Origin of the sequence: Serinibacter arcticus (assembly GCF_004786095.1) — a bacterium.
Lineage (GTDB): Bacteria > Actinomycetota > Actinomycetes > Actinomycetales > Beutenbergiaceae > Litorihabitans > Litorihabitans arcticus.
In genome coordinates, this window is the sequence record NZ_RHPJ01000001.1 from 929,398 (window position 1) to 949,062 (window position 19,665).

General features: G+C 73.2%; 20 protein-coding genes and 1 riboswitch. Of the genes, 8 read left to right on the forward strand and 12 right to left on the reverse strand.

Features of this window, described 5'->3' with window-relative positions:
• Nucleotides 1–10: 10 nt before the first annotated feature.
• Both SERN_RS04335 and SERN_RS04345 read right to left on the reverse strand, forming a co-directional pair.
• Nucleotides 11–799, reverse strand: a complete 789-nt coding sequence (locus SERN_RS04335; RefSeq protein ID WP_135848828.1) for a GTP pyrophosphokinase — start codon at nucleotides 797–799, stop codon at nucleotides 11–13.
• 189 nt (nucleotides 800–988) lie between these two features.
• Nucleotides 989–2,263: a hypothetical protein gene (locus tag SERN_RS04345; protein WP_135848829.1), complete on the reverse strand. Its 1,275-nt coding sequence runs from the start codon at nucleotides 2,261–2,263 to the stop codon at nucleotides 989–991.
• 112 nt (nucleotides 2,264–2,375) lie between these two features.
• On the opposite strand from SERN_RS04345, the gene pdxY reads away from it, so the two are divergent.
• The gene (gene pdxY, locus SERN_RS04350; protein WP_135848830.1) at nucleotides 2,376–3,227 is read left to right on the forward strand and encodes a pyridoxal kinase PdxY; all 852 of its coding nucleotides are present in this window, start codon (nucleotides 2,376–2,378) and stop codon (nucleotides 3,225–3,227) included.
• A gap of 9 nt (nucleotides 3,228–3,236) precedes the next feature.
• On the opposite strand, the gene SERN_RS04355 is transcribed toward pdxY, so the two are convergent.
• The 3 genes from SERN_RS04355 to SERN_RS04365 are packed head-to-tail and all read right to left on the reverse strand — an operon-like array spanning nucleotide 3,237 to nucleotide 5,527.
• Nucleotides 3,237–4,040, reverse strand: a complete 804-nt coding sequence (locus SERN_RS04355; protein ID WP_233251451.1) for an ABC transporter permease — start codon at nucleotides 4,038–4,040, stop codon at nucleotides 3,237–3,239.
• On the reverse strand, nucleotides 4,037–4,774 hold the full coding sequence (locus SERN_RS04360) for an ABC transporter ATP-binding protein (RefSeq protein ID WP_135848832.1): 738 nt from the start codon (nucleotides 4,772–4,774) through the stop codon (nucleotides 4,037–4,039). Before SERN_RS04360 ends, SERN_RS04355 begins: the two co-directional genes overlap by 4 nt.
• 9 nt (nucleotides 4,775–4,783) lie before the next feature.
• Nucleotides 4,784–5,527, reverse strand: a complete 744-nt coding sequence (locus tag SERN_RS04365) for a FadR/GntR family transcriptional regulator (RefSeq protein WP_135848833.1) — start codon at nucleotides 5,525–5,527, stop codon at nucleotides 4,784–4,786.
• 187 nt (nucleotides 5,528–5,714) lie between these two features.
• Here SERN_RS04365 and SERN_RS04370 point away from each other — a divergent pair, with 187 nt between their 5' ends.
• The 5 genes from SERN_RS04370 (at nucleotide 5,715) to SERN_RS04390 (ending at nucleotide 11,483) form a co-directional block, all read left to right on the forward strand.
• Entirely contained in the window at nucleotides 5,715–7,094 is a 1,380-nt protein-coding gene (locus SERN_RS04370) for a GntP family permease (RefSeq protein WP_135848834.1), read from the forward strand.
• Between the two features lie 29 nt (nucleotides 7,095–7,123).
• A complete protein-coding gene (locus tag SERN_RS04375) occupies nucleotides 7,124–7,909 on the forward strand; it encodes a glucose 1-dehydrogenase (protein ID WP_135848835.1) in 786 nt (261 codons plus the stop codon).
• 1 nt (nucleotide 7,910) lies between these two features.
• The gene (locus SERN_RS04380) at nucleotides 7,911–8,942 is read left to right on the forward strand and encodes a zinc-binding dehydrogenase (protein WP_135848836.1); all 1,032 of its coding nucleotides are present in this window, start codon (nucleotides 7,911–7,913) and stop codon (nucleotides 8,940–8,942) included.
• A complete protein-coding gene (locus tag SERN_RS04385; protein ID WP_135848837.1) occupies nucleotides 8,935–10,473 on the forward strand; it encodes a gluconokinase in 1,539 nt (512 codons plus the stop codon). The genes SERN_RS04380 and SERN_RS04385 overlap by 8 nt, the downstream gene beginning before the upstream one ends.
• 74 nt (nucleotides 10,474–10,547) lie before the next feature.
• The gene (locus SERN_RS04390; RefSeq protein WP_233251452.1) at nucleotides 10,548–11,483 is read left to right on the forward strand and encodes an EamA family transporter; all 936 of its coding nucleotides are present in this window, start codon (nucleotides 10,548–10,550) and stop codon (nucleotides 11,481–11,483) included.
• A 34-nt stretch (nucleotides 11,484–11,517) separates the two neighbouring features.
• Here the strand turns inward: SERN_RS04390 and SERN_RS04395 are convergent, their stop codons facing one another.
• From SERN_RS04395 to SERN_RS04425, 7 genes are all read right to left on the reverse strand, one after another.
• Nucleotides 11,518–12,375: an ABC transporter ATP-binding protein gene (locus tag SERN_RS04395; RefSeq protein WP_135848838.1), complete on the reverse strand. Its 858-nt coding sequence runs from the start codon at nucleotides 12,373–12,375 to the stop codon at nucleotides 11,518–11,520.
• Nucleotide 12,376: 1 nt separating this feature from the next.
• Nucleotides 12,377–14,104, reverse strand: a complete 1,728-nt coding sequence (locus SERN_RS04400) for an ABC transporter permease (RefSeq protein WP_135848839.1) — start codon at nucleotides 14,102–14,104, stop codon at nucleotides 12,377–12,379.
• A 73-nt stretch (nucleotides 14,105–14,177) separates the two neighbouring features.
• Nucleotides 14,178–15,308, reverse strand: a complete 1,131-nt coding sequence (locus SERN_RS04405; protein ID WP_135848840.1) for a thiamine ABC transporter substrate-binding protein — start codon at nucleotides 15,306–15,308, stop codon at nucleotides 14,178–14,180.
• Nucleotides 15,309–15,361: 53 nt separating this feature from the next.
• Nucleotides 15,362–15,467, reverse strand: a riboswitch (TPP riboswitch).
• A gap of 184 nt (nucleotides 15,468–15,651) precedes the next feature.
• On the reverse strand, nucleotides 15,652–16,374 hold the full coding sequence (locus SERN_RS04410) for a hypothetical protein (RefSeq protein ID WP_135848841.1): 723 nt from the start codon (nucleotides 16,372–16,374) through the stop codon (nucleotides 15,652–15,654).
• Nucleotides 16,371–17,627: a hypothetical protein gene (locus SERN_RS04415; protein ID WP_135848842.1), complete on the reverse strand. Its 1,257-nt coding sequence runs from the start codon at nucleotides 17,625–17,627 to the stop codon at nucleotides 16,371–16,373. Before SERN_RS04415 ends, SERN_RS04410 begins: the two co-directional genes overlap by 4 nt.
• A complete protein-coding gene (locus SERN_RS04420) occupies nucleotides 17,627–17,914 on the reverse strand; it encodes a hypothetical protein (protein WP_135848843.1) in 288 nt (95 codons plus the stop codon). The genes SERN_RS04415 and SERN_RS04420 overlap by 1 nt, the downstream gene beginning before the upstream one ends.
• Nucleotides 17,907–18,227, reverse strand: a complete 321-nt coding sequence (locus tag SERN_RS04425; RefSeq protein ID WP_135848844.1) for an SAV_915 family protein — start codon at nucleotides 18,225–18,227, stop codon at nucleotides 17,907–17,909. Before SERN_RS04425 ends, SERN_RS04420 begins: the two co-directional genes overlap by 8 nt.
• A 124-nt stretch (nucleotides 18,228–18,351) precedes the next feature.
• On the opposite strand from SERN_RS04425, the gene SERN_RS04430 reads away from it, so the two are divergent.
• Together SERN_RS04430 and map are read left to right on the forward strand one after the other, a co-directional pair.
• Nucleotides 18,352–18,771: a (deoxy)nucleoside triphosphate pyrophosphohydrolase gene (locus SERN_RS04430; RefSeq protein ID WP_135848845.1), complete on the forward strand. Its 420-nt coding sequence runs from the start codon at nucleotides 18,352–18,354 to the stop codon at nucleotides 18,769–18,771.
• 45 nt (nucleotides 18,772–18,816) lie between these two features.
• Entirely contained in the window at nucleotides 18,817–19,584 is a 768-nt protein-coding gene (map, locus tag SERN_RS04435; RefSeq protein WP_135848846.1) for a type I methionyl aminopeptidase, read from the forward strand.
• Nucleotides 19,585–19,665: the final 81 nt, after the last annotated feature.

A 19,665-nucleotide genomic window follows, 5' to 3' on the forward strand; every position in this document is an offset into this window, starting at 1 on the left:
CCTCTCGGCGTCAGAGGGCGACGGTGCGGTGGCCCAGGTCGCTCGGGGGTTCGACGATCGTCGCGATGATCGGGGCGCCGGCACGGACCGGGGCGTCGCTCCCACCGCTGCCGGCAGCGCCGGCCGCGTCGCCGTCGCGCGCGAGCTCCTGCACCTCGGAGTGGATGCGCTGCATCGTGGCGTCGAGCGTCGCCGCCTCGGTGGCCGCGGCCGCGAGCGCCGCGGTCAGGTGCGGCGGGATCTCGCGGTCGTACTTGTAGTAGATCTTGTGCTCGAGGCTGGCCCAGAAGTCCATCGCGATCGTTCGGAGCTGGACCTCGACCACCACCTGCTCGATCCGGTCGGAGAGGTAGACGGGCACCGACAGGATCAGGTGCAGGCTCTTGTAGCCGTTCGCCTTGGGCTCGGCGATGTAGTCCTTCTCCTGGAGCAGCGTGACGTCCCGCTGGCCGATCAGCAGATCGCGCATCCGATAGATGTCCGTGACGAAGCTGCAGGTGATGCGCACCCCGGCGATGTCGGTGAGGGAGTCGCGGACGGCGTCGGGCCGCAGCGGGATGCCGCGCCGGTTCGCCTTGGCGAGGATCGACTCGAAGGACTTCATGCGCGAGCCGATGTGCTCGATCGGCGTGTAGTCGTGGATGTGCCGGAACTCCTCGCGCAGGATCGTGACCTTCGTCATCATCTCGTCGAGACCGAACCGGTAGGTCATCAGCAACCGCCGGAAGCCGAGCGCGATCTCCCGCAGCTCGGCGGCATCGGTGTCGGAGGCGCCCTCGCCGTCGATCTGCCGGAACATCTGCGCGAGGTGGTCCAGCGAGACCGCGGGGGCACCCGGCTCGATCGGTTCGGTCATCTCCCCACCGTACGTGCCACCCCCTGCCACCCCCGCCCCACCCCCGCCCCACCCTGCTGTCGCGAGAAAGCCCCCGGGGTCGTCGTCGCGCTCACAACGACCCCGGAGGCGTTCGCGGCGGGGTGACGGGTGTCAGTCGGCCATCGTGATCGACGGGTCGATGAACTCGTTCGTGTAGAGGTCCTCGGGGTCGACGGCGGCGTCCGCGGCCAGCGACCCCGTCTCCTGCAGGACCGGGACGAACGTGGCGACCGTCTCGGCCACGCGGTCGCCGTCGATCTGACCGAAGACGCCGGAGGCCGGGTCGTCCGAGACCAGACCGTCCTCGACCTGCGCCGCGACGGAGAACGCCCCCACGCCGTCGGTGTAGGTCCAGGAGGTCTGGTACTGCTCCACGAGGTCCACGATCAGCGCGTTGGTGCGCTCGGGGTCCGCGAGGAAGTCCAGCTGCGAGCGCTGCAGGATCGGGACGAGCCGCGCCAGGCAGTCGGCCTGCTCCGTGACGTCGGCCGCGCGGACCGTGATCGGCTCGGGGTAGATCGAGTACCCGAGCTCGTGCAGGTACTGGAACGCGACCGGCTTGTCCCACTGCGGGATCTCGTTCTCGTACACGAAGGGCTCGTTCGTGCCAAAACCCTGCTGCACGATCGAGGGGTCGGTGACGAACCGCTGCGGCGTGCCCTCGTAGGACGTGTCGATCTGGTCCATGCTCACGATGCCCTGACCGGCCAGCAGCGAGGGGATGAGCTCGCCGCCCGTGACGATCGTGGCGCCGGTGGCGGCGACGTCGGCGATGGTGGTCGCGTCGGGGTAGGTGGCCGGGTCCCACATGTAGATCTGCGGCGACAGCGTGAGCTGGCTCGCGAGCGCGACGACGGGGCGGCCGTCGGCGTCAGCCCCGATCGCCTGGTCGGTGTTGACGGCGCCGATCAGGATGTCGGTGTCGAGGTACATCAGGTCGCTGACGCGCTGGAAACCGACGTTCGGGCCACCGGAGCGGACCTCGATCTGCACACCGGTGTCGGTGCCCTGGGCCACGAGCGTGCCGCGCACGGCCTTGATGTCGTTGTCGACCTCGTAGTCGGAGCCCACGAGCTCGTACATCCCGCCGTGCTCGGCCTGGGGCTGCCAGTCCTGCTGCATCACGACGGTGGCGGGGCAGACCTCCGCCAGGTCGAGGGCGGAGCCGGGCTCGGCCGCCTCAGCCGTCTCGTCGAGAGGAGCCCCGGCGTCACCCCCCTGACCGGAGCCGTCGCCGGCGGCGGCGTCCCCACCCCCGCTGCACGCGCCGAGGGCGAGGACGAGCGCGACGGCGATCGTCAGGGCGGGTGCGGCCGCGCGCGTGCGCGGGGCACCGGTGCGCGACCGACGTGAGGGGACGGGTCGGAGCAGGGTGGGTCGGGTCATGGTGGATCCGTTTCGGGCTCTGGGGAACCAGCCGGTGGTTCCTGGCGATTTCAGCGGCGGCGTCAGACTACCGCCGCGTTCCGCGACCGGCGGCCGGGCCTACCCTGGTGCCGTGACGATCCTCTCGATCCAGTCCTCGGTGGCCTACGGCCACGTCGGCAACTCCGCGGCGGTCTTCCCGCTGCAGCGCATCGGCGTGGAGGTGCTGCCCGTCTTCACCGTGCACTTCTCCAACCACACGGGCTACGGCGCGTGGCGCGGTCCGCTGCTGTCGCCCGAGGACGTGCGCGAGGTCGTCACCGGCATCGAGGAGCGCGGCGCGCTCGCCCAGGTCGACGTCGTCCTGTCCGGCTACCAGGGTGGCGAGGGCATCGGCGACGTGATCCTCGACGCCGTCGCGCGCGTGAAGGCCGCGAACCCCGCCGCGATCTACGCGTGCGACCCCGTGATGGGCAACGCGACGTCGGGCTGCTTCGTCGCCCCCGCGATCCCCGAGCTGCTGCGCGAGCGCGTGGTCCCGGCCGCCGACCTCATCACGCCGAACCAGTTCGAGCTCGGCTTCCTCACCGGCACGGATCCCGACACGCTGGAGTCCACGCTCGCCTCGGTCGAGGCCGTGCGAGCGATGGGACCCTCCACCGTGCTCGTCACGAGCGTCGCGCAGCCCGACCGCCCCGAGGGCACGATCGAGATGCTCGCGGTGACGCCCGAGGGTGCGTGGATCGTGCAGACGCCGCTGCTGCCGTTCAAGGCGAACGGGTCGGGCGACGTGACGGCCGCGCTCTTCACCGCCCACTACCGCCGCACCGGCGACGCCGCCGACGCGCTCGCGCGCACGACGTCCTCGGTGTTCGACCTGCTGCAGACCACCTACGACTCCGGCGAGCGCGAGCTCCAGCTCGTGGCGGCCCAGGAGTTCTACGCGCACCCGCGCATGCAGTTCGAGGTCACGCAGGTCCGCTGACGCAGGCCCTCAGCGCCCGTACCAGCGTCCCACCACGAACCGGTCCAGGGCCGCGAACACCGAGAACACCAGCACGCCGAACAGCGCGGTCAGCCCGACGGCGGTCAGCAGCGCCTCCATGTTCAGCCGGAGCGTGTAGACGCGCAGCAGGCCGCCGATCCCGACCTCGCCCTGCTGGAAGAAGAAGTCCCCGACGATCGCGCCGATCACGCTGAGCCCTGCCGCCGTCCGCAGCCCGGTGAAGATCGACGGGACGGCGGCCGGTGCCTGCAGCTTCACCAGCCGCTGCCAGCGCGAGGCGCGCGCGAGCGTGAACAGGTCGTGCGAGGCCGGGCTGGGCGCCGCCGTCAGGCCGAAGAAGGTGTTGGAGATGAGCGGGAAGATCGCGATGATGACCGCGACCACGACGCGTGCGGGGATCCCGTAGCCGAACCAGATCCCGATCAGCGGCGTCAGCGCGAGGATCGGGATCGTCTGCAGGATGACGGCGTAGGGGTACAGGATCCGCTCGACCCACCGCGACTGCGCCATCAGCACGGCCCACACCAGCCCGACGACGACGGCGATCGCCAGCCCCACCAGCGCCACCAGGGTGGTGCGTCCCAGGGCGGCGAGCATCGGCGTCATGATCGTGGGGTTGCCGAGCGTGCCGAGCACCTGGGTCGGCGGCGGCAGCAGGAACCGCCGCTCCGGGGTGAGGACCACGAGGCTCACGAACGTCCACACGAGGCCGATCCCGAGCAGCGCCGCTACCACCGAGGTCGCCTGTGTGAGCCAGCCGGGGAGGCTGCGCGACGCCGTCGGGCCGGTCACGAGGCCTCCTCCAGCAGCGCCGACACCCGGCCGGCGACGGCGGCGAACTCGGCGCTGTAGCGCAGCTCGGGCGGTCGCGGGTGCGGCCACGGCACGGCCACCTCGGCGGCGATCCGCCCCTGCCCCATGACGAGCACGCGGTCGGACAGGTAGACGGCCTCGTTGACCGAGTGCGTGATGAACAGCGCGCCGAACTCCGCGCGCGCGAACAGGTCCTGGAGCAGCGTCTGCAGGCTGAGACGGGTGATCTCGTCGAGCGCGCCGAACGGCTCGTCGAACAGCGCCAGGTCCGGCTGCGCCACGAGCGCCCGCGCGATCGAGACGCGCATCCGCATCCCGCCGGACAGCTGGCGCGGGTGCTTCGCCGCGGCATCGGCGAGGCCCACGGCGTCGAGCACCTCGAGGGCCCGCGTGCGCCGCTCCGCGCGCGGCACGTGCCGGAGCTCGCCGACGAGCTCGACGTTGCGCAGGGCCGTGCGCCACTCCAGCAGGGTCGGGTCCTGGAAGACGAACGACGTGGTGTCGGCGGTGACGGTGAGCTCGCCCTCGCTCGGGGCGATGAGCCCGGCCGCCAGGCGCAGGATCGTGGTCTTGCCGCAGCCCGAGGGCCCCACCAGGGTCACGAGCTCACCGGGGGCGACGGTCAGGTCGATGCCGGTGAGCGCCGTCGTCCCGTCCTCGAACGTCTTGGACACGCCGGTCAGGCGCAGCGTGCCGGGGGATTCTGGCGTCACGCCGCAAGCCTAGGCGCGGCCGGTCTTGCGGACGGGTCCGTCCGGCTCGGGGACGTCCCCCAGCGCCCCCTCGGCCAACGCGCTGCGGTGGGCCTCGAGCACGATGCCGCGCACCGCCTCCTCCGCAGCCGCGCCGTCGCGGTCCAGGAGCGCCCCGGCCGCGATCTCGTGCAGGTCGAGGGCCTCGGCCACGGGTTCGGACGGCGAGAGGCCGAGCCGTGTGCGGCCCGCGAGCACCTCGCCGATCACGTCCCCCAGGGTGCCCGCGAACATCTCGTTCCCGCTGGAGCGCAGGATGAGCGTGTGGAACTCGATGTCCACGGCGAGGTACTCGGGGCTCTCGCCGAGACCGGCGCTCCCGAGCTCGCGGAGCCGGGCCGCGAGGGCCGCGAGGCGGTCGCGCTCGTCGTCGTCCGCATGCGTGGCGGCCAGCCGCGCCGCGACGGGCTCGATCGCCACGCGCAGCTCCATCAGCGCGCCGAGCTCGCGCTGACGCGCGGGTCCGGCGAGGTTCCAGGTGATGAGGCGGACGTCGAGCGCGTTCCACTCGCTGCGCGGCCGCACGGTCAGCCCGACCCGGCGGCGAGGCGCCACCATGCGCATGGACTCCAGCACGCGCACCGCCTCGCGCACGACGGAGCGGGAGACCTCGTAGCGCTCCTCGAGCCCGGCGATCGTCAGCACCGTCGCGGGCCGGATCTCGCCCCAGGCGATGGATCGCCCGAGGTCGTCGAGCACACCGGTGTGCAGCACGCGATCTCCTTCGGTGACGTCGGGGCCTCATCGTAGGTCGGGGCCGCCAAAGATCTGCCTATTGTAAAAGTCATACTTTTCTGCCAGAGTCCTCGCGACCCCCTCGGCGGGTCTGGTCACGCACCGCCACGAGTGCCACGCTCGGGGCCACGCCTGCACCGCCGCACCACGATCAACGGAGATCCTCATGGACGACTGGACCCAGACACTGGGCGCTGGGCCCCTGCTGCTCATCGCGGCAGGAGCGATCGCGCTGATCCTCTTCCTCGTCATCAGGCTGAAGGTGCACGCCTTCCTGACGCTGATCATCGTGTCGCTGCTGACCGCCGTCGCCACCGGCGTGCCGCTCGAGGCGATCGTCAGCGAGCTCACCGGCGGCTTCGGCGGCACCCTCGGCAGCGTCGCGCTCCTGGTCGGACTCGGCGCGATGCTGGGGAAGCTGGTGGAGCACTCCGGCGGCGCCAAGGTGCTGTCCGACGCCCTCATCAACCTCTTCGGCGAGAAGCGCGCCGTGCTCGCGCTGGGTGTCGCGAGCCTCATCTTCGGCTTCCCGATCTTCTTCGACGCCGGCCTCGTGATCATGCTGCCGGTCATCTTCGCCGTCGCCCGGCGCATGGGCGGCACCAACGTGCTGCTGTACGGGATCCCCGCCGCGGCTGCGTTCTCGGTCATGCACGTCTTCGTGCCCCCGCACCCCGGGCCGGTCTCCGCCTCCGAGTTCTACGGCGCCAACCTCGGCCTCGTCCTGCTGCTCGGCCTCGTGATCGCGATCCCGACCTGGTACCTCACCGGTTACCTGTGGGGGCGCTTCGTCGGCTCCCGGCTGCAGCTCCCGGTCCCCACGCTGTTCGGCCAGCTCGACAACGACCAGCCCACGCACCCGCCCCGGGTCGGCACGGTCCTGACCGTCATCCTGCTGCCGCTCGTCCTGATCTTCCTCAACACGGGCCTGTCGACGCTCTCAACCGCCGGCGTCGTGGACGGCGACGCGACCTGGGTCAAGGCGCTCGTCATGATCGGCAGCTCCCCCGTCGCGCTGCTCATCTCGGTTCTCGTGGCGAGCATCGCGCTCGGCACGCGCCGCGGCGAGAACGGCACCGCGCTGGAGAAGATCCTCGACTCCGCGCTCGGCCCCGTCGCCTCCGTCATCCTCATCACCGGCGCCGGCGGCATGTTCGGCGGGATCCTGCGCGCGTCGGGCATCGGTGACGCGCTGGCCGACGCGCTCGGCGACATCGGCCTCCCGGTCATCGTGGCCGCCTACGTCGTCGCCCTCATCCTGCGCCTCGCGCAGGGCTCGGCGACCGTCGCGCTCGTCACCGCCGCCGGTCTGATGGCCCCGGCCGTGGCCGCCGGCGACTTCTCCCCGCTGCAGATCGCCTGCATCACGCTCGCGACGGCGGCCGGCTCGGTCTTCGCCGGGCACGTCAACGACTCGGGCTTCTGGCTCGTCGGACGACTCATGGGCATGAGCGTCAAGCAGACGCTGCAGACGTGGACCATCCAGCAGGCCCTGGAGTCCGTGTTCGCCTTCGCGCTCATCGGTGCCCTGTTCCTCGTCGTCTAGCACGTCAGCCAGCACCCGGAAGGATCCTCATGACCTCCCCGACATCCCCCACCTCCCTGTTCGACCTCACCGACCGGCTCGCCCTGGTCACCGGCTCCTCGCGCGGCCTCGGTCTCGCGATGGCCGGCGGGCTGGCTGATGCCGGCGCCCGCGTCATCCTGCACGGCCGCAACACCGAGCGTCTGGCGGCCGCGGCCGTCGCGATCGGCGAGCGGACGGGCCGCACCCCGGCCACCGTGACGTTCGACGTGACGGATCCGGCCGCCGTCGCCGAGGCCGCCGCGGCGCTGCTGGAGCAGCACGGCACGCCCGACGTCCTCGTGAACAACGCGGGCATCCAGCGCCGGGCACCGTTCGCCGAGTTCCCGGTCGCCGACTGGGACGCCGTCATCGCCGCGAACCTCTCCAGCGCGTTCTACGTCTCGCGCCACCTCGTGCCGGCGATGGTCGAGCGCGGCTCTGGCAAGGTCGTCAACATCGCCTCGGTGCAGTCGCTCCTGGCGCGTCAGACCATCGCGCCGTACTCGGCCTCCAAGGGCGGGCTGGCCGCGCTGACCAAGGGCATGGCGGCCGACCTCGCCCGTCACGGCATCCAGGTCAACGCCATCTCGCCCGGCTACTTCGCCACCGAGATGAACCAGGCGCTCGTCGCCGACGAGGAGTTCACGGCCTGGGTCACGCAGCGCACGCCGGCGCAGCGGTGGGGTCGGGTCGAGGAGCTGATCGGCACGCTCGTCTACCTCGCCGGGGACGCCTCGTCGTTCGTCTCGGGACAGAACATCTTCGTCGACGGCGGCATGACGGCGGTGGTGTGAGGTGCGCGCCGTCGTCATCGAGCAGGCCCGTCACGTCGAGGTCCGCGACCTCCCCGACCCGCGGCCCGGTCCCGACCAGGTGCTGCTGCGCGTCGCCTACGTGGGCATCTGCGGGTCGGACCTGAACTACTACCACCGGGGCGCCACGGGCGAGTACGCGCTGCGCGAGCCGCTCGTGCCCGGCCACGAGCTCTCGGCCACGGTCGAGCTCGACCCCACCGGCGCGCTGGCTCCCGGCACGCCCGTCACGGTGCACCCGGCCCGGTTCGGCGAGCCGGTGCCGGGTCTCGCCGACGCCCCGCACCTGTGGCCCGGCGGCTCCTACCTGGGCAGCGCGGCCACCTGGCCCCACACGCAGGGGGCCGCGTGCGAGCTCCTCGTGGTCGAGCGGTCCATGGTGCGGGTCCTGCCGCCCGGCCTGACGCTGCGTCTGGCCGCGCTCGCCGAGCCGCTCGCGGTGGCGCTGCACGGCATCGCGCTGGGCGGCGGGGTCGTCGGACGGCGCGTGCTCGTGTCGGGCGCCGGCCCGATCGGGCTGCTCGCCGTCGCGGCGTGCGTCGCCCAGGGGGCGAGCGAGGTGGTCGCGAGCGACGTGCTCGCCGCACCGCTGCAGCGCGCCCGTGCGCTCGGGGCGGCCGCGACCGTCAACCTCACCGAGGAGGAGGTCCCCGCGTCGTCGTTCGACGTGGTCCTGGAGTGCTCCGGGGCCGCGGCCGCCGTGACCACGGCGGTCAGCGCCGCACGCCGCCGCGGCACCGTGGTCCAGCTCGGCATGCTCGCGGGCGAGCCCCGACCGATCAACCTCGCCCCGATGCTCGCCAAGGAGCTGACGATGGTGGGCACGTTCCGGTTCGCCGACGAGATCGACGACGCCGTGGCCGTGCTCGCCGCCCACCCGGGGCTCGAGTTCGTCATCACCCACGAGTTCGGGATCGACGACGACGCGGTGCTCGCCGAGGCGTTCACCACGGCGCGCGACGGCGACGCGTCCGGCAAGGTCCTGCTGCGGCTGGCAGGATCGAGCCGTGGCTAGCCAGCAGGCCGACCTCGTCCTCGGCGTCGACATCGGCACCACCGCCACAAAGGTGGTGGCGTTCACGGTCGACGGCGTGCCGGCGGGCTCCGCCTCCCGGCCCTACCCGCTGCACACGCCTCACCCGGGCTACGCCGAGCAGGACCCGCACGAGATCCTGCGGGCCGTGGTCGCCGCGACCGCCGAGGTGGTGGCCGAGGTCGGACCCGAGCGGGTCGCCGGTCTCGCGTTCAGCTCCGCGATGCACACGCTGCTGGGCCTGTCGCCGACGGGCGAGGTGCTGACGCCGTCGACGTCGTGGGGCGACACGCGCTCCGACGTCCAGGCCGAGCGGATCCGCGCCTCGGCGGGCGGGCTCGGGCTGCACCGCCGCACGGGCACACCCGTCCACCCGATGTCACCGCTCGTGCGGCTGGTGTGGTTCCACGACCAGGAGCCCAAGCTGTGCGAGCGCGTGGGCCACTGGTGCGGCATCAAGGAGTTCGTCCTCCTCAACCTGACGGGTGCGCTCGTCATGGACCACTCGATCGCCTCGGCCACCGGGCTGCTGAACCTGGTGGACCTCGCGTGGGACGGCGAGGCGCTCGCGCTGGCCGGGGTGCTCCCCGAGCAGCTGCCCGAGCTCGTGCCGACCACCCACGTCCTGGAGCTGGTTGCGCAGGGCGCGATCGACCTCGGGCTGCCGACCGGCACGCCGGTGATCGTCGGCGCCGGCGACGGACCGCTCGCCAACCTCGGCGTCGGTGCCGTCGAGCCCGGCATGGTCGCGGCGTCGCTCGGCACCTCGGGGGCCCTGCGCGTGGTGGTGGACCGGCCCGTGGTCGACCCGCTGGGACGCGTGTTCTGCTACGCGCTCACCGAGGACCTGTGGGTCGTCGGCGGCGCGATCAACAACGGCGGGGTCGTCATGCGGTGGGCGCTCGAGGCGCTCGCACCCGACCTCGGGCCCGACGGCGAGGACGCCCTCCTCGAGCTCGCGGCCAGCGCGCCGGTCGGCTCCGGCGGGCTGCTGATGATGCCGTACCTGCTCTCGGAGCGAGCACCGCGCTGGACCTCGCTCCCGCACGGCGCGTACGTCGGCCTGACGCGGGCCCACGGTCGCGAGCACCTCGTGCGGGCCAGCCTCGAGGGGGTCTGCCTGCAGCTCTCGCTCGTGCTCGAGTCGATGCGCGGCGCGGGGCTCGAGATCACCTCGATCCGGGCGACCGGCGGCGTGATGCGCTCGGACCTGTGGCGCCAGATGCTCGCCGACGCGCTGGACTTCCCGATCGACCTGACCCACGGTCAGGAGGGGTCGGGCTACGGCGCCGCGGTGCTCGGCATGCTCGCCCTGGGGATGATCGACTCGATCGAGACGGCGACGGCGGGGGCCGAGGTCACCGCCACGGTGCGCCCGCAGGCCCCGAGCGCCTCGGTCTACCGGCAGCTGCGGCCCGTCTACTCGGGGCTCCTGGACGCGCTCGCGCCGACGTTCTCCGCCCTCAAGCGGCTCGAGCCCGCGCTCCCCCTCGAGCGCGAGACCCTGCCGTAGCTCGCCGTGCACGGGCGGGTGGCGGACGCCGGACACCGGTCACCGTCGCGCCGCCCGCACGGCACGATGGGGCGGTGAACCCGCCCGGCACCCCGCAGCAGCCCGGACTCGCGCGCCGGGGCGGCAGCGGCGTCGGGGCGGTCATGGTGCTCGGCAGCTGTCTGTCGCTGCAGGTCGGGGCCGCGTTCGCCGCCCAGCTGTTCCCCGCCCTCGGGCCCGGCGGCACGACGTTCCTCCGCCTCGGCATCGCTGCCCTGGTGCTGCTGGTGGTGCTGCGGCCGCGGGTACGGGCCTGGAACCGCTCGCAGTGGCTCGCGATCCTCGGCCTCGGGCTGGCGCTGGCAGGGATGAACAGCGCGTTCTACGCCTCGATCGCCCGCATCCCGCTCGGCATCGCGGTCACCGTCGAGTTCCTCGGTCCGCTCGTCCTCGCCGCCGCCCTCACCCGCCGGGCCCGCGACGGGATCTGGGTGCTGGTGGCGGCGGCGGGCGTGGCCACGCTCGGGCTGGGGCACGGCGCGGAGGGCGGGGACGGGGGCACCCCGGGCGGGCTGGACCCGCTCGGCGTGCTGCTCGCGCTGATCGCCGCGGCGTTCTGGGCCGCCTACATCCTGGCCAACGCCCGGGTCAGCGCGCGCGTGCCGGGGATGGGCGGACTCGCCGTCGCCATGCTCGTGGCCACGGTCGCGGTCGCGCCGTTCGGCGAGGGAGCGGCCGCCGTCGTCGCCGAACCGCAGCTGCTGCTGATGGCGGCCGGGACAGCCCTCCTCGCCTCCGTCATCCCGTACTCACTGGAGCTCGCAGCGCTCCGCCGGCTGCCGGCGCGCGCCTTCAGCATCCTGCTCAGTCTCGAGCCGGCGGTGGCGTGTCTCGCCGGTCTCCTGCTGCTGTCGCAGACCCTGACCTGGGTGCAGGCCCTCGCCGTCGCCGTGGTGGTCGGGGCCAGCGTGGGATCGACGCTGTCGGCGCGGTCGCGCCCCGTCCCGCCCGTCCCCCTCCCGCCGGGATGACGGGGGCGAGGGAGAGGGATGACCGGCACGGGAATCATGCGCGGGGACGAAGGCGGGCACTCCCAGGATGTCGCGACCCCGTCACCCGCGATCCCCCATCGCTCGTCGTTCGGTGCGGCTCGCTCCCCGCACGGGGGAGGCCGAGGAAGGCCGCGACCTCGGGGGTCGCGGGCGCCGCCCGGAGCGCGTCCGGCTTCGCCACCCGGACCAGCCGGCCCTCGAGCATCACGCCCACGCGGTCGGCCACCGTGAACGCCTCGTCGTGGTCGTGCGTCACGTACAGCGCGGTCGTGCCGGCCGTCCGCAGCACGGCACCGAGCTCGCCGACCAGGTCCTCGCGCAGCCGCCGGTCCAGGGAGGACAGCGGTTCGTCCAGCAGGAGCAGCCGCGGCGACGGCGCGAGCGACCGCGCGAGCGCGACCCGCTGCGCCTGCCCGCCCGACAGCGTGGTGACCGCGCGCCGCTCGTAGCCGGCCAGCCCCACGAGCTCGAGCATCGCGGTCACGCGCTCGTCGCGCACCGGACGAGGGGCACCCCACCGCGTCCCGCGCAGCCCGTAGGCGACGTTCCGCCCGACGTCGCGGTGCGGGAACAGCTGCCCGTCCTGGAACATCAGCCCGAACCCGCGCCGGTGCGTCGGCACCGCGGTCAGCGGCTCCTCGCCCCACGCCACCGACCCCGCGCTCAGCGGTTCGAGCCCGGCGATCGCGCGCAGCAGGCTCGACTTGCCGCAGCCGGACGGGCCGAGCAGCGCCAGCACCTCCCCGCCGGCGACGTCGAGGTCCACGCCGTCGACGGCGGTGGTCACCGCGGCGTCGCGACCGCCCTGCGCGCCCGAGCCGTAGCGCACGACGGCGCCGCGCACCCGGAGACCATCCCTCACCTCAGCCATCTCACACCTCCCCCGATCCGAGCGGCCGCAACCGCTCCGCCGTCGTCATCACCGCACCGACCATCACCGCCAGGACCACCGACGCCGCGAGCGCCATGCCGTAGTTCCCGTCCCCCGGCCGACCGAGCAGCCGGAAGATCACCACCGGCAGCGTCGGTCGGTCCGGCCGCGACAGGAACGACGTCGCCCCGAACTCCCCCAGCGAGACCGCGAACGCGAACCCCACCGCGAGCCCGAGCGAGCGCAGCACGAGCGGCCCGTCGACGGTCAGCAGCACGCGTCCGGCCCCGGCACCGAGCGTCGCGGCGGCCTGCCGCAGCCGCGGGTCGATCGCGCGCAGCACGGGCAGCACCGCCCGCACCACGAGCGGGATCGCGACCATCGCCTGGGCGATCGGCACGAGCACGAGCGAGCTGCGCAGGTCCAGCGGCGGCCGGTCGAGCGCGATGAGGAAACCGAACCCGACCGTCACGGCCGAGACGCCGAGCGGCAGCATCACGACGGCGTCGAGCGCCCCGAGCGCGCGCCGTCCCGTGCGCGACGCGGGCCGCCGCGAGAGCACCAGCGCGAGCGTCATGCCGATGACGACCGCGATGACCGTGGCGTCGACGGCGATGCGCAGCGAGTTCGCGGTCGCCTCCCACACGCTCACGGTCAGCGCGCGGTCGCCCGTGGTGGCGAGGTTCGCGTAGTGCCGCAGGGTCCACGCGCCGTCGTGGCGCAGCGAGCGCACGAGCATCGTCGCGAGCGGCAGCGCGACGAGGGCGACGACGGCCGCCGTCACCGCCGCCGCTCCCACGTCCAGGGGTGAGGCCGCCTGCCCGTCGCGACGCACCAGCCGGAGCGGCGCCGTCGCGCGCGAGGACTCGACCAGCGCGAGCGCGCGCTCCCGACCGCGCCGGGCGCGACCCGAGACGACGAGCGCCAGCCCGACGACGACGAGCTGCACGACGCTCAGCACCGAGGCCGTGCGCAGGTCGAGGAACTGCGTGGTCTGCAGCCAGATCTCGACCTCGACGGTGGCGTAGCGGGACCCGCCGAGCACGAGGACGAGGGCGAACGCCGTCGCGCAGAACAGGAAGACCAGGGCGGCCGCCGACGCGATCGCGGGGACGAGCGCGGGCAGTGTGACCGTCAGCGCGGCGCGCAGCGGTGACGCGCCGAGCGCGCGCGCCGCCTGCTCGGTGCGGGGGTCCAGGCGCTCCCAGACGGTGCCCACCATGCGCACCACGAGCCCGTAGTTGAAGAACACGAGCGCGGCGACGATCGCCGGGAACGTCCGGTCCAGGCCGAGGAACCCCAGCGGTCCCGACGGCGCCAGGAGCGCCCGGAACGCGACCCCCACCACCACGCTGGGGAGCACGAACGGCACCGCGACGAGCGCGCGCACCACCCGGCGACCCGGGAACGTGCGCCGGTAGAGGACGTACGCGCCGGGGACGCCGAGCACGACGGCGATCACGGTGCCGAGCGCGGCCTGGCTCAGCGTGTGCCAGACGACCCGCCACGTGCGCGGGGCACCGAGCACCTCGGCGAAACCGCCGAGGTCGAGCGCGCCGTCGGTGACGAAGCCGCGCCCGACCAGGGTCGCGACGGGGTAGGCGAAGAACAGGCCGAGAAACGCGAGCGGCATCATGACGGCCAGCCCCCAGGCGACCCCGCGCCCCACCCCACCCGTTCGCGAGGCACTTTCGGGCGCTCGCGAGGCACTTTCCGTGGCCCGGCTCATCCGGCACGCCCGGAAAACACCTCGGGAACGCCCAGAAGTACCTCGGAGACGCCCGAAAGTGCCTCGCGAAGGGTCACGGGAGGACCGCGGCCGTCCAGGTGTCGATCCAGTCGCTCCGGTTGGCGGCGATCTCGTCGGCGGGGACCTCGTGCGGCGCCGTCGCGAGCGGCGCGAACTCGGCCCAGTCGTCCGGGAGCGCGACGGAGCTGTCGATCGGGTAGACGTACATCTGGCCCGGGACGTCGGCCTGGACCTCCGGCGATAGCAGGAAGTCGACGAACGCCTGCGCACCCTCGGGGTTTGCGGCGCCCTCGAGCACCCCGGCGTACTCGACCTGCCGGAAGCAGGTGTCCAGGAGCGCGGCGGTGGTGGGCACGCCGTCGTCGCCGACCGACGCGGGCGGCGAGGACGCGTAGGACAGGACGATCGGGCGATCGCCCTCGCCCTCGGCGCCGGAGAAGTCGACGTAGTAGGCGTCGGACCAGCCGTCGACCACGAGCACGTCGTTGTCCCGCAGCTGCTCCCAGTAGCCGACCCAGCCGTCCTCCCCCTGCGCGCTGATCGTCGCGAGCAGGAACGCCAGACCGGGCGAGGACGTCGCCGGGTTCGTCACGACCGTCAGGCCCGCGTACTCGGGCTGCACGAGGTCGTCGAACGAGGCGGGCGGCTCCTGACCGTTCTCCTCGAACCACGCCAGGTCGACGTTGAGGCACACGTCGGACAGATCGACGGGCGTCAGCGCGTCACCCAGCAGGTAAGGCTCGGCGCTCGCCGGCAGCCCGGGCGAGGTGTACGGCGCGAGAACGCCCTCGTCGATCGCGCGCGACGCGAACGTGTTGTCGATGCCGTAGACGACGTCACCCAGCGGCGAGGACTTCGTCAGCACCAGCTGGTTGACCAGGGCTCCGGCGTCGCCGGGCGCGACCTGCGTGACCGCGATGCCGGTCTCGTCCGTGAACGCTGCCAGGACGTCCTCGCTGAGCGCGAAGGAGTCGTGGGTGACGAGGGTGATGGACGACGCCGGGGCCGACGTCGCGCCGTCGTCGGAGGTCTCCGAGGCGTTCTGGTCCGAGGCGCTGGGCGACGGCGCGGGGCCGCCCCCGAGCGAGCAGCCCGCGAGGGCGAGGGCGGCGAGGGCGCCGGTGGCGGCGAGCGCCGCGGAGCGAGCCGTGCGCCGTCGCGCGCGGGCGGTGGGGTGGGTCATGCGGTGGTCCTCCCAGACGTGCGTGGGAGGGCCCGGCGCGCGGGTGCGCACCGGGGAGAGGATTCCCGACTTCCTTCGCCGGTGCTGACCGGAGCAGGTTCGAGGGTCTGCGGCTGTGCCGCACTCTCAGCGCGTGGGTGCGCTCCCCTGTCGTTCGGGAGGATTCTACGCCGAGGCCTCAGAGATCGCGTCGATCAGGACCTCGACCGACTCCCCGCTCGCCTCGATGCCCGCGTCGAACGCGCGGAACACGTCGAGGCCGTACTCGAACATCGAGTCGACGAATCCGTCGGCGAACGTGCCGAGCGCCGATCGTCAAGGTCCACCTCGATCCCCGGGCCGGTCATCGTCCCGCCCCGGCCCGGCGCACGCTGTCGGCAAGTGGTCCGCTCCCGCCGTACAGGCCCAGCGTCTCCACCACGAGGAGGTCGGTGCGGGGCTTGCGGCTCCACGGGCCGGCGGTCCGTCGCGCGATCACGGCGCCCGCCCGGCGCGGCCGCAGCAGCAGCCTGTCCGCCATGGGCGTGACGAGGTCGACGTCGGCGAGCGCAACCTCCGCACGGCCGCCGCGGTCGACGTCGACCACCCTCGTCGGCGTCACGTACACGCCACCCGGCGTCAGCCGTCCGGCCGCGGCCATGACCGGACCCCCGAGCACCAGCACCGCCCACGGGACCAGGAGCACGAGCCACCCAGGCGCGCCGCGCAGCAGCGCCAGCACGATCATCACCAGCGCCCACACGCCCATCAGGGCGAGCGCGGCGTGCGCCAAGACCTGGGCGGGGCCGGACGAGCGCGGGTGCAGCACGGCGTCCTCGCCGTCGATCCGATCCGCACGGGGCACGAGCACCAGATCACCGGCGGCACGCTCGGCCTGCCGGGCGCCGACGGTGCGCGAGACCCACGCCAGCAGCCCGGTGACGCCGAACGTCGCCAGCAGGGACCCGAGCGCGACGGTCGCCGTCGTCCCCCTGGCCGCGACGGCGGCACCGATGGCGACGGCGACGGCGCTGCCCCCCAGCCCCAGGACGGTGAGCAGGGGCGAGGGTCGGGTGAGGTTGCTCAATCGAACCAGCCGCCCACGGTGTCGGCCACGCCGCCCGCGAAGTCGCCGATCGCCTCACCGGTGTCCGCGAGCGCGTCGACGCCGGAGCTGAGGGCCTCGCCCACGTCCGGGCCGTTCTCGAAGAACGAGTCGATGGCGCCGTCGGCGAAGATCGAGACGCCGGCTCCGACGACGGCGCCGACCGCGGCACCGATGGCCGTCCCCGGTCCGGGCACGATCGAGCCGACGAGCGCGCCGACGCCCGCCCCGGCGGCCACACCCGCCAGCAGCCCACCGCCCTGGGAGACGGCGATCTGCTCCACGCTCTCGCCCTCCTGCCAGTCGTTGTAGACGCCGAGGCCGAAGCCGACCGGCCCGAGGATCCGGCCCGCCACCCGGAAGATGCGGGAGACCCGGCCGGGGGCGAGGTCGGCCGCCTGCGTGCGCAGGTCGGCGGCCTCGTCGATCAGCCCCTGGGCGGCGAGCCGGTCCGCCTCGATCCGATTGCGGTCCAGCCAGCCCGGCAGCCAGCTGATGCGCCGGTAGCGTCGGTCCCAGAAGCCGCTGTTGTTCGCGATGTCGTCGAGCTGGGTCTGGCCCATCGCGAACAGCTCGTCCGCCCGCGTCAGGAGCGCCGAGCGCTGGTTGGCGATGGTGACCGCCTCGGCGGCGATGATGCCCTCGCCGAGGAGGTCGCCGATCGTGACCACCCAGGACGCGTGCGCGCCGGGGGTGATGTCGCCCTCGAGCTTGTCGCACGCCGTGCGGTAGGCCCGGTCCACGCGGTCGGCCTCCGCTCGGACCGACACGAACGTGCGCACCTTCTCGACCTGCGCCTCGTAGGCGGCGTAGTCCTGCGAGAAGCTGTCCTGCTGAGCCTGGGTCGGGTCCTGCACCAGGGACGGGTCCGGGAGCATCGGCCCCGGGTCCACGACGACGAAACCCGTCACGGTCAGCCCGGCCCCTCGCGCGTCCTCGCGCGCCGCAGCCATGTCCTCCTGGCAGCGTCGCAGGCTGGAGGCGAAGTCCTCCAGGTCGCCCGCGAGCGTGGTGACGGCCGACTTCAGGTCGTCGGTCGTCCGGATCGCCCGCGTAGCGACGGTGTGGAAGTTGTCCCCCGCCGTCGTGTTCCAGCTGGAGCTCGCCGTCGAACGGGCGGCGGTGAGGCTGTCGGCCGCGGCCTCGACGCCGTTCGCGAGGGCGTCGCGCAGCCAGGTGGCCGTGCCCTCGATCGACGAGGGGCTGCCGGTGATCTCGGTGTCGACGTCGGCCATCAGTCCTCCATCGCCTGGTTGATCTGCTCGAGCGTCGCCGAGGACTCGGCGTCGGCCCGCTGGTAGTACAGCCGCGACTGCGCGACGTTCTCCGACGCGGCGGAGAGCGAGGAGGCCACGTTGCCGGTGCTGGTGGCGAGCTGACCGAGCAGCGAGGTGATGCCCGGCGAGACGAGTCCGGCGTCAGGTCCGTCAGGGAACCGCAGCCCCTCCAGCGCCGTGGCGGCCTCACCCAGGCCGGTGGCGATGGTGTCGAGGTCGTCGAGGTCGACGTCGATGTCAGGCACGGTCGGCGTCCCGCGCTTCCTCGTCGATCTCCTGCAGTCCGGGGCTGACGTCCACGAACAGCAGGTCGTAGGGCGCGGCCTCGTACGCGCGCTGCAGCGAGGCGACGTCGAGCACCACCCACGGGGAGCCCTCGAGGTAGTAACGGTCGAGGCGGTCGATCGCCGAGTAGGTGTAGAGCGCGGTGCGGCCGTCCTCGACCGTGTGCATCACCAGGCGGCGCGCGGCCCGGTCCTCCTCGTCCGTGGTGGGGACGTAGACGAGCGGCGGCATCGGCGGCCGGGTGGCGACGGGAGTGGCGGCGAGAGTGGTCACGGCGCTGTCCTTCCGGGACGGTGGGTTCGACGAGGAACGGATCGACGGGGATCAACCTATGTCCCGGGGGCGCGCCGGACGATGGGTAGCGGTGCCCACGCACCGGGGCTCCTAGAATCGCCGGGTGACCGTACTCGTCGTCGCGGCCGCGATCCTCGACGATCTCGCCGCCCCCACCCGCCTCCTCGCCGCCCGTCGCAGCGCGCCCAAGACCCTCGCGGGGTCGTGGGAGTTCGCCGGGGGCAAGGTCGAGCCCGGTGAGGACCCCCTGGGGGCCCTCGTGCGCGAGCTCCGCGAGGAGCTCGGGGTCGAGATCACCTTCGGCCAGCTCGTCCCCGGCCCGAACGGCGACCTGTCCTGGCCGATCCACCAGGGCCACGTGATGCTCGTGTGGACCGCGGCGATCACGGCCGGCCCGCCGGCCCCGCTGCAGGACCACGACGAGCTGCGCTGGCTCGAGCCGACCGACCTGCACTCGGTCCCGTGGCTCCCGGCGGACGTGCCGATCGTCGACGCCGTCGAACGTCTCGTCTTCGGCGGCTAGGGGTGACGCGCGCCCCGCGGAGCCCCGCGCCGTAGGCTGGACCCCGTGATCGAGCTCAAGACGCCCACCGAGGTCCAGCAGATGCGCCCCGCCGGCGTCTTCGTCGCCAGCGTGCTGAGCGCGCTGAAGGAGAAGGCCGTCGTCGGCGTGAACCTCCTCGAGCTCGACGCCCTGGCGCACGAGATGATCCGCGACGCCGGCGCCTCCTCCTGCTACATCGACTACCACCCGAGCTTCGGTGCCTCGCCGTTCGGCAAGGTGCTGTGCACGAGCGTCAACGACGCCGTGCTCCACGGGCTCCCCCACGACTACGTGCTCCAGGACGGCGACCTGCTCTCGGTCGACTTCGCCGCCGAGCTGAACGGCTGGGTCACCGACTCGGCGCTGTCGGTCGTCGTCGGCACGCCGCGCGCCGAGGACCTGCGCGTCATCGAGGCCACCGAGGTCGCCCTCAAGGCCGGTATCGAAGCCGCTGTCGTCGGCAACAAGCTCGGCGACATCTCCTGGGCGATCGGCGAGGTCGCCCACCAGTACGGCTACCCGGTCAACCTCGACTTCGGCGGTCACGGCGTCGGCCGCACCATGCACGGCGAGCCCCACATCGCCAACGACGGCCGCGCCGGCCGCGGCCTGAAGATCAAGCCCGGCCTCGTCATCGCCATCGAGCCGTGGTTCCTCATCGCGACCGACGAGATCGAGACCGACCCCGACGGCTGGACCCTGCGGTCGGTCGACGGCTCCCGCGGCGCCCACAGCGAGCACACCGTGGCGGTCACGCCCGACGGCCCGCTGATCCTCACCGCACGCGCCTGATCGCACGCGCCGTCGCACGCGCCTGATCCCGGGCGGGCCGGACGCCGTCTCGTCGGCTACCGTTCAGAAGCGCTCCCACTC

Bases quoted from the DNA above. Each gene is read 5' to 3' on its own strand.
- SERN_RS04415 (WP_135848842.1), bottom strand. From the start codon at position 17,627: ATGGCCGACGTCGACACCGAGATCACCGGCAGCCCCTCGTCGATCGAG.
- SERN_RS04405 (WP_135848840.1), bottom strand. From the start codon at position 15,308: ATGACCCACCCCACCGCCCGCGCGCGACGGCGCACGGCTCGCTCCGCG.
- SERN_RS04375 (WP_135848835.1), top strand. From the start codon at position 7,124: ATGACCTCCCCGACATCCCCCACCTCCCTGTTCGACCTCACCGACCGG.
- SERN_RS04335 (WP_135848828.1), bottom strand. From the start codon at position 799: ATGTTCCGGCAGATCGACGGCGAGGGCGCCTCCGACACCGATGCCGCC.
- SERN_RS04370 (WP_135848834.1), top strand. From the start codon at position 5,715: ATGGACGACTGGACCCAGACACTGGGCGCTGGGCCCCTGCTGCTCATC.
- SERN_RS04400 (WP_135848839.1), bottom strand. From the start codon at position 14,104: ATGAGCCGGGCCACGGAAAGTGCCTCGCGAGCGCCCGAAAGTGCCTCG.
- SERN_RS04395 (WP_135848838.1), bottom strand. From the start codon at position 12,375: ATGGCTGAGGTGAGGGATGGTCTCCGGGTGCGCGGCGCCGTCGTGCGC.
- SERN_RS04345 (WP_135848829.1), bottom strand. From the start codon at position 2,263: ATGACCCGACCCACCCTGCTCCGACCCGTCCCCTCACGTCGGTCGCGC.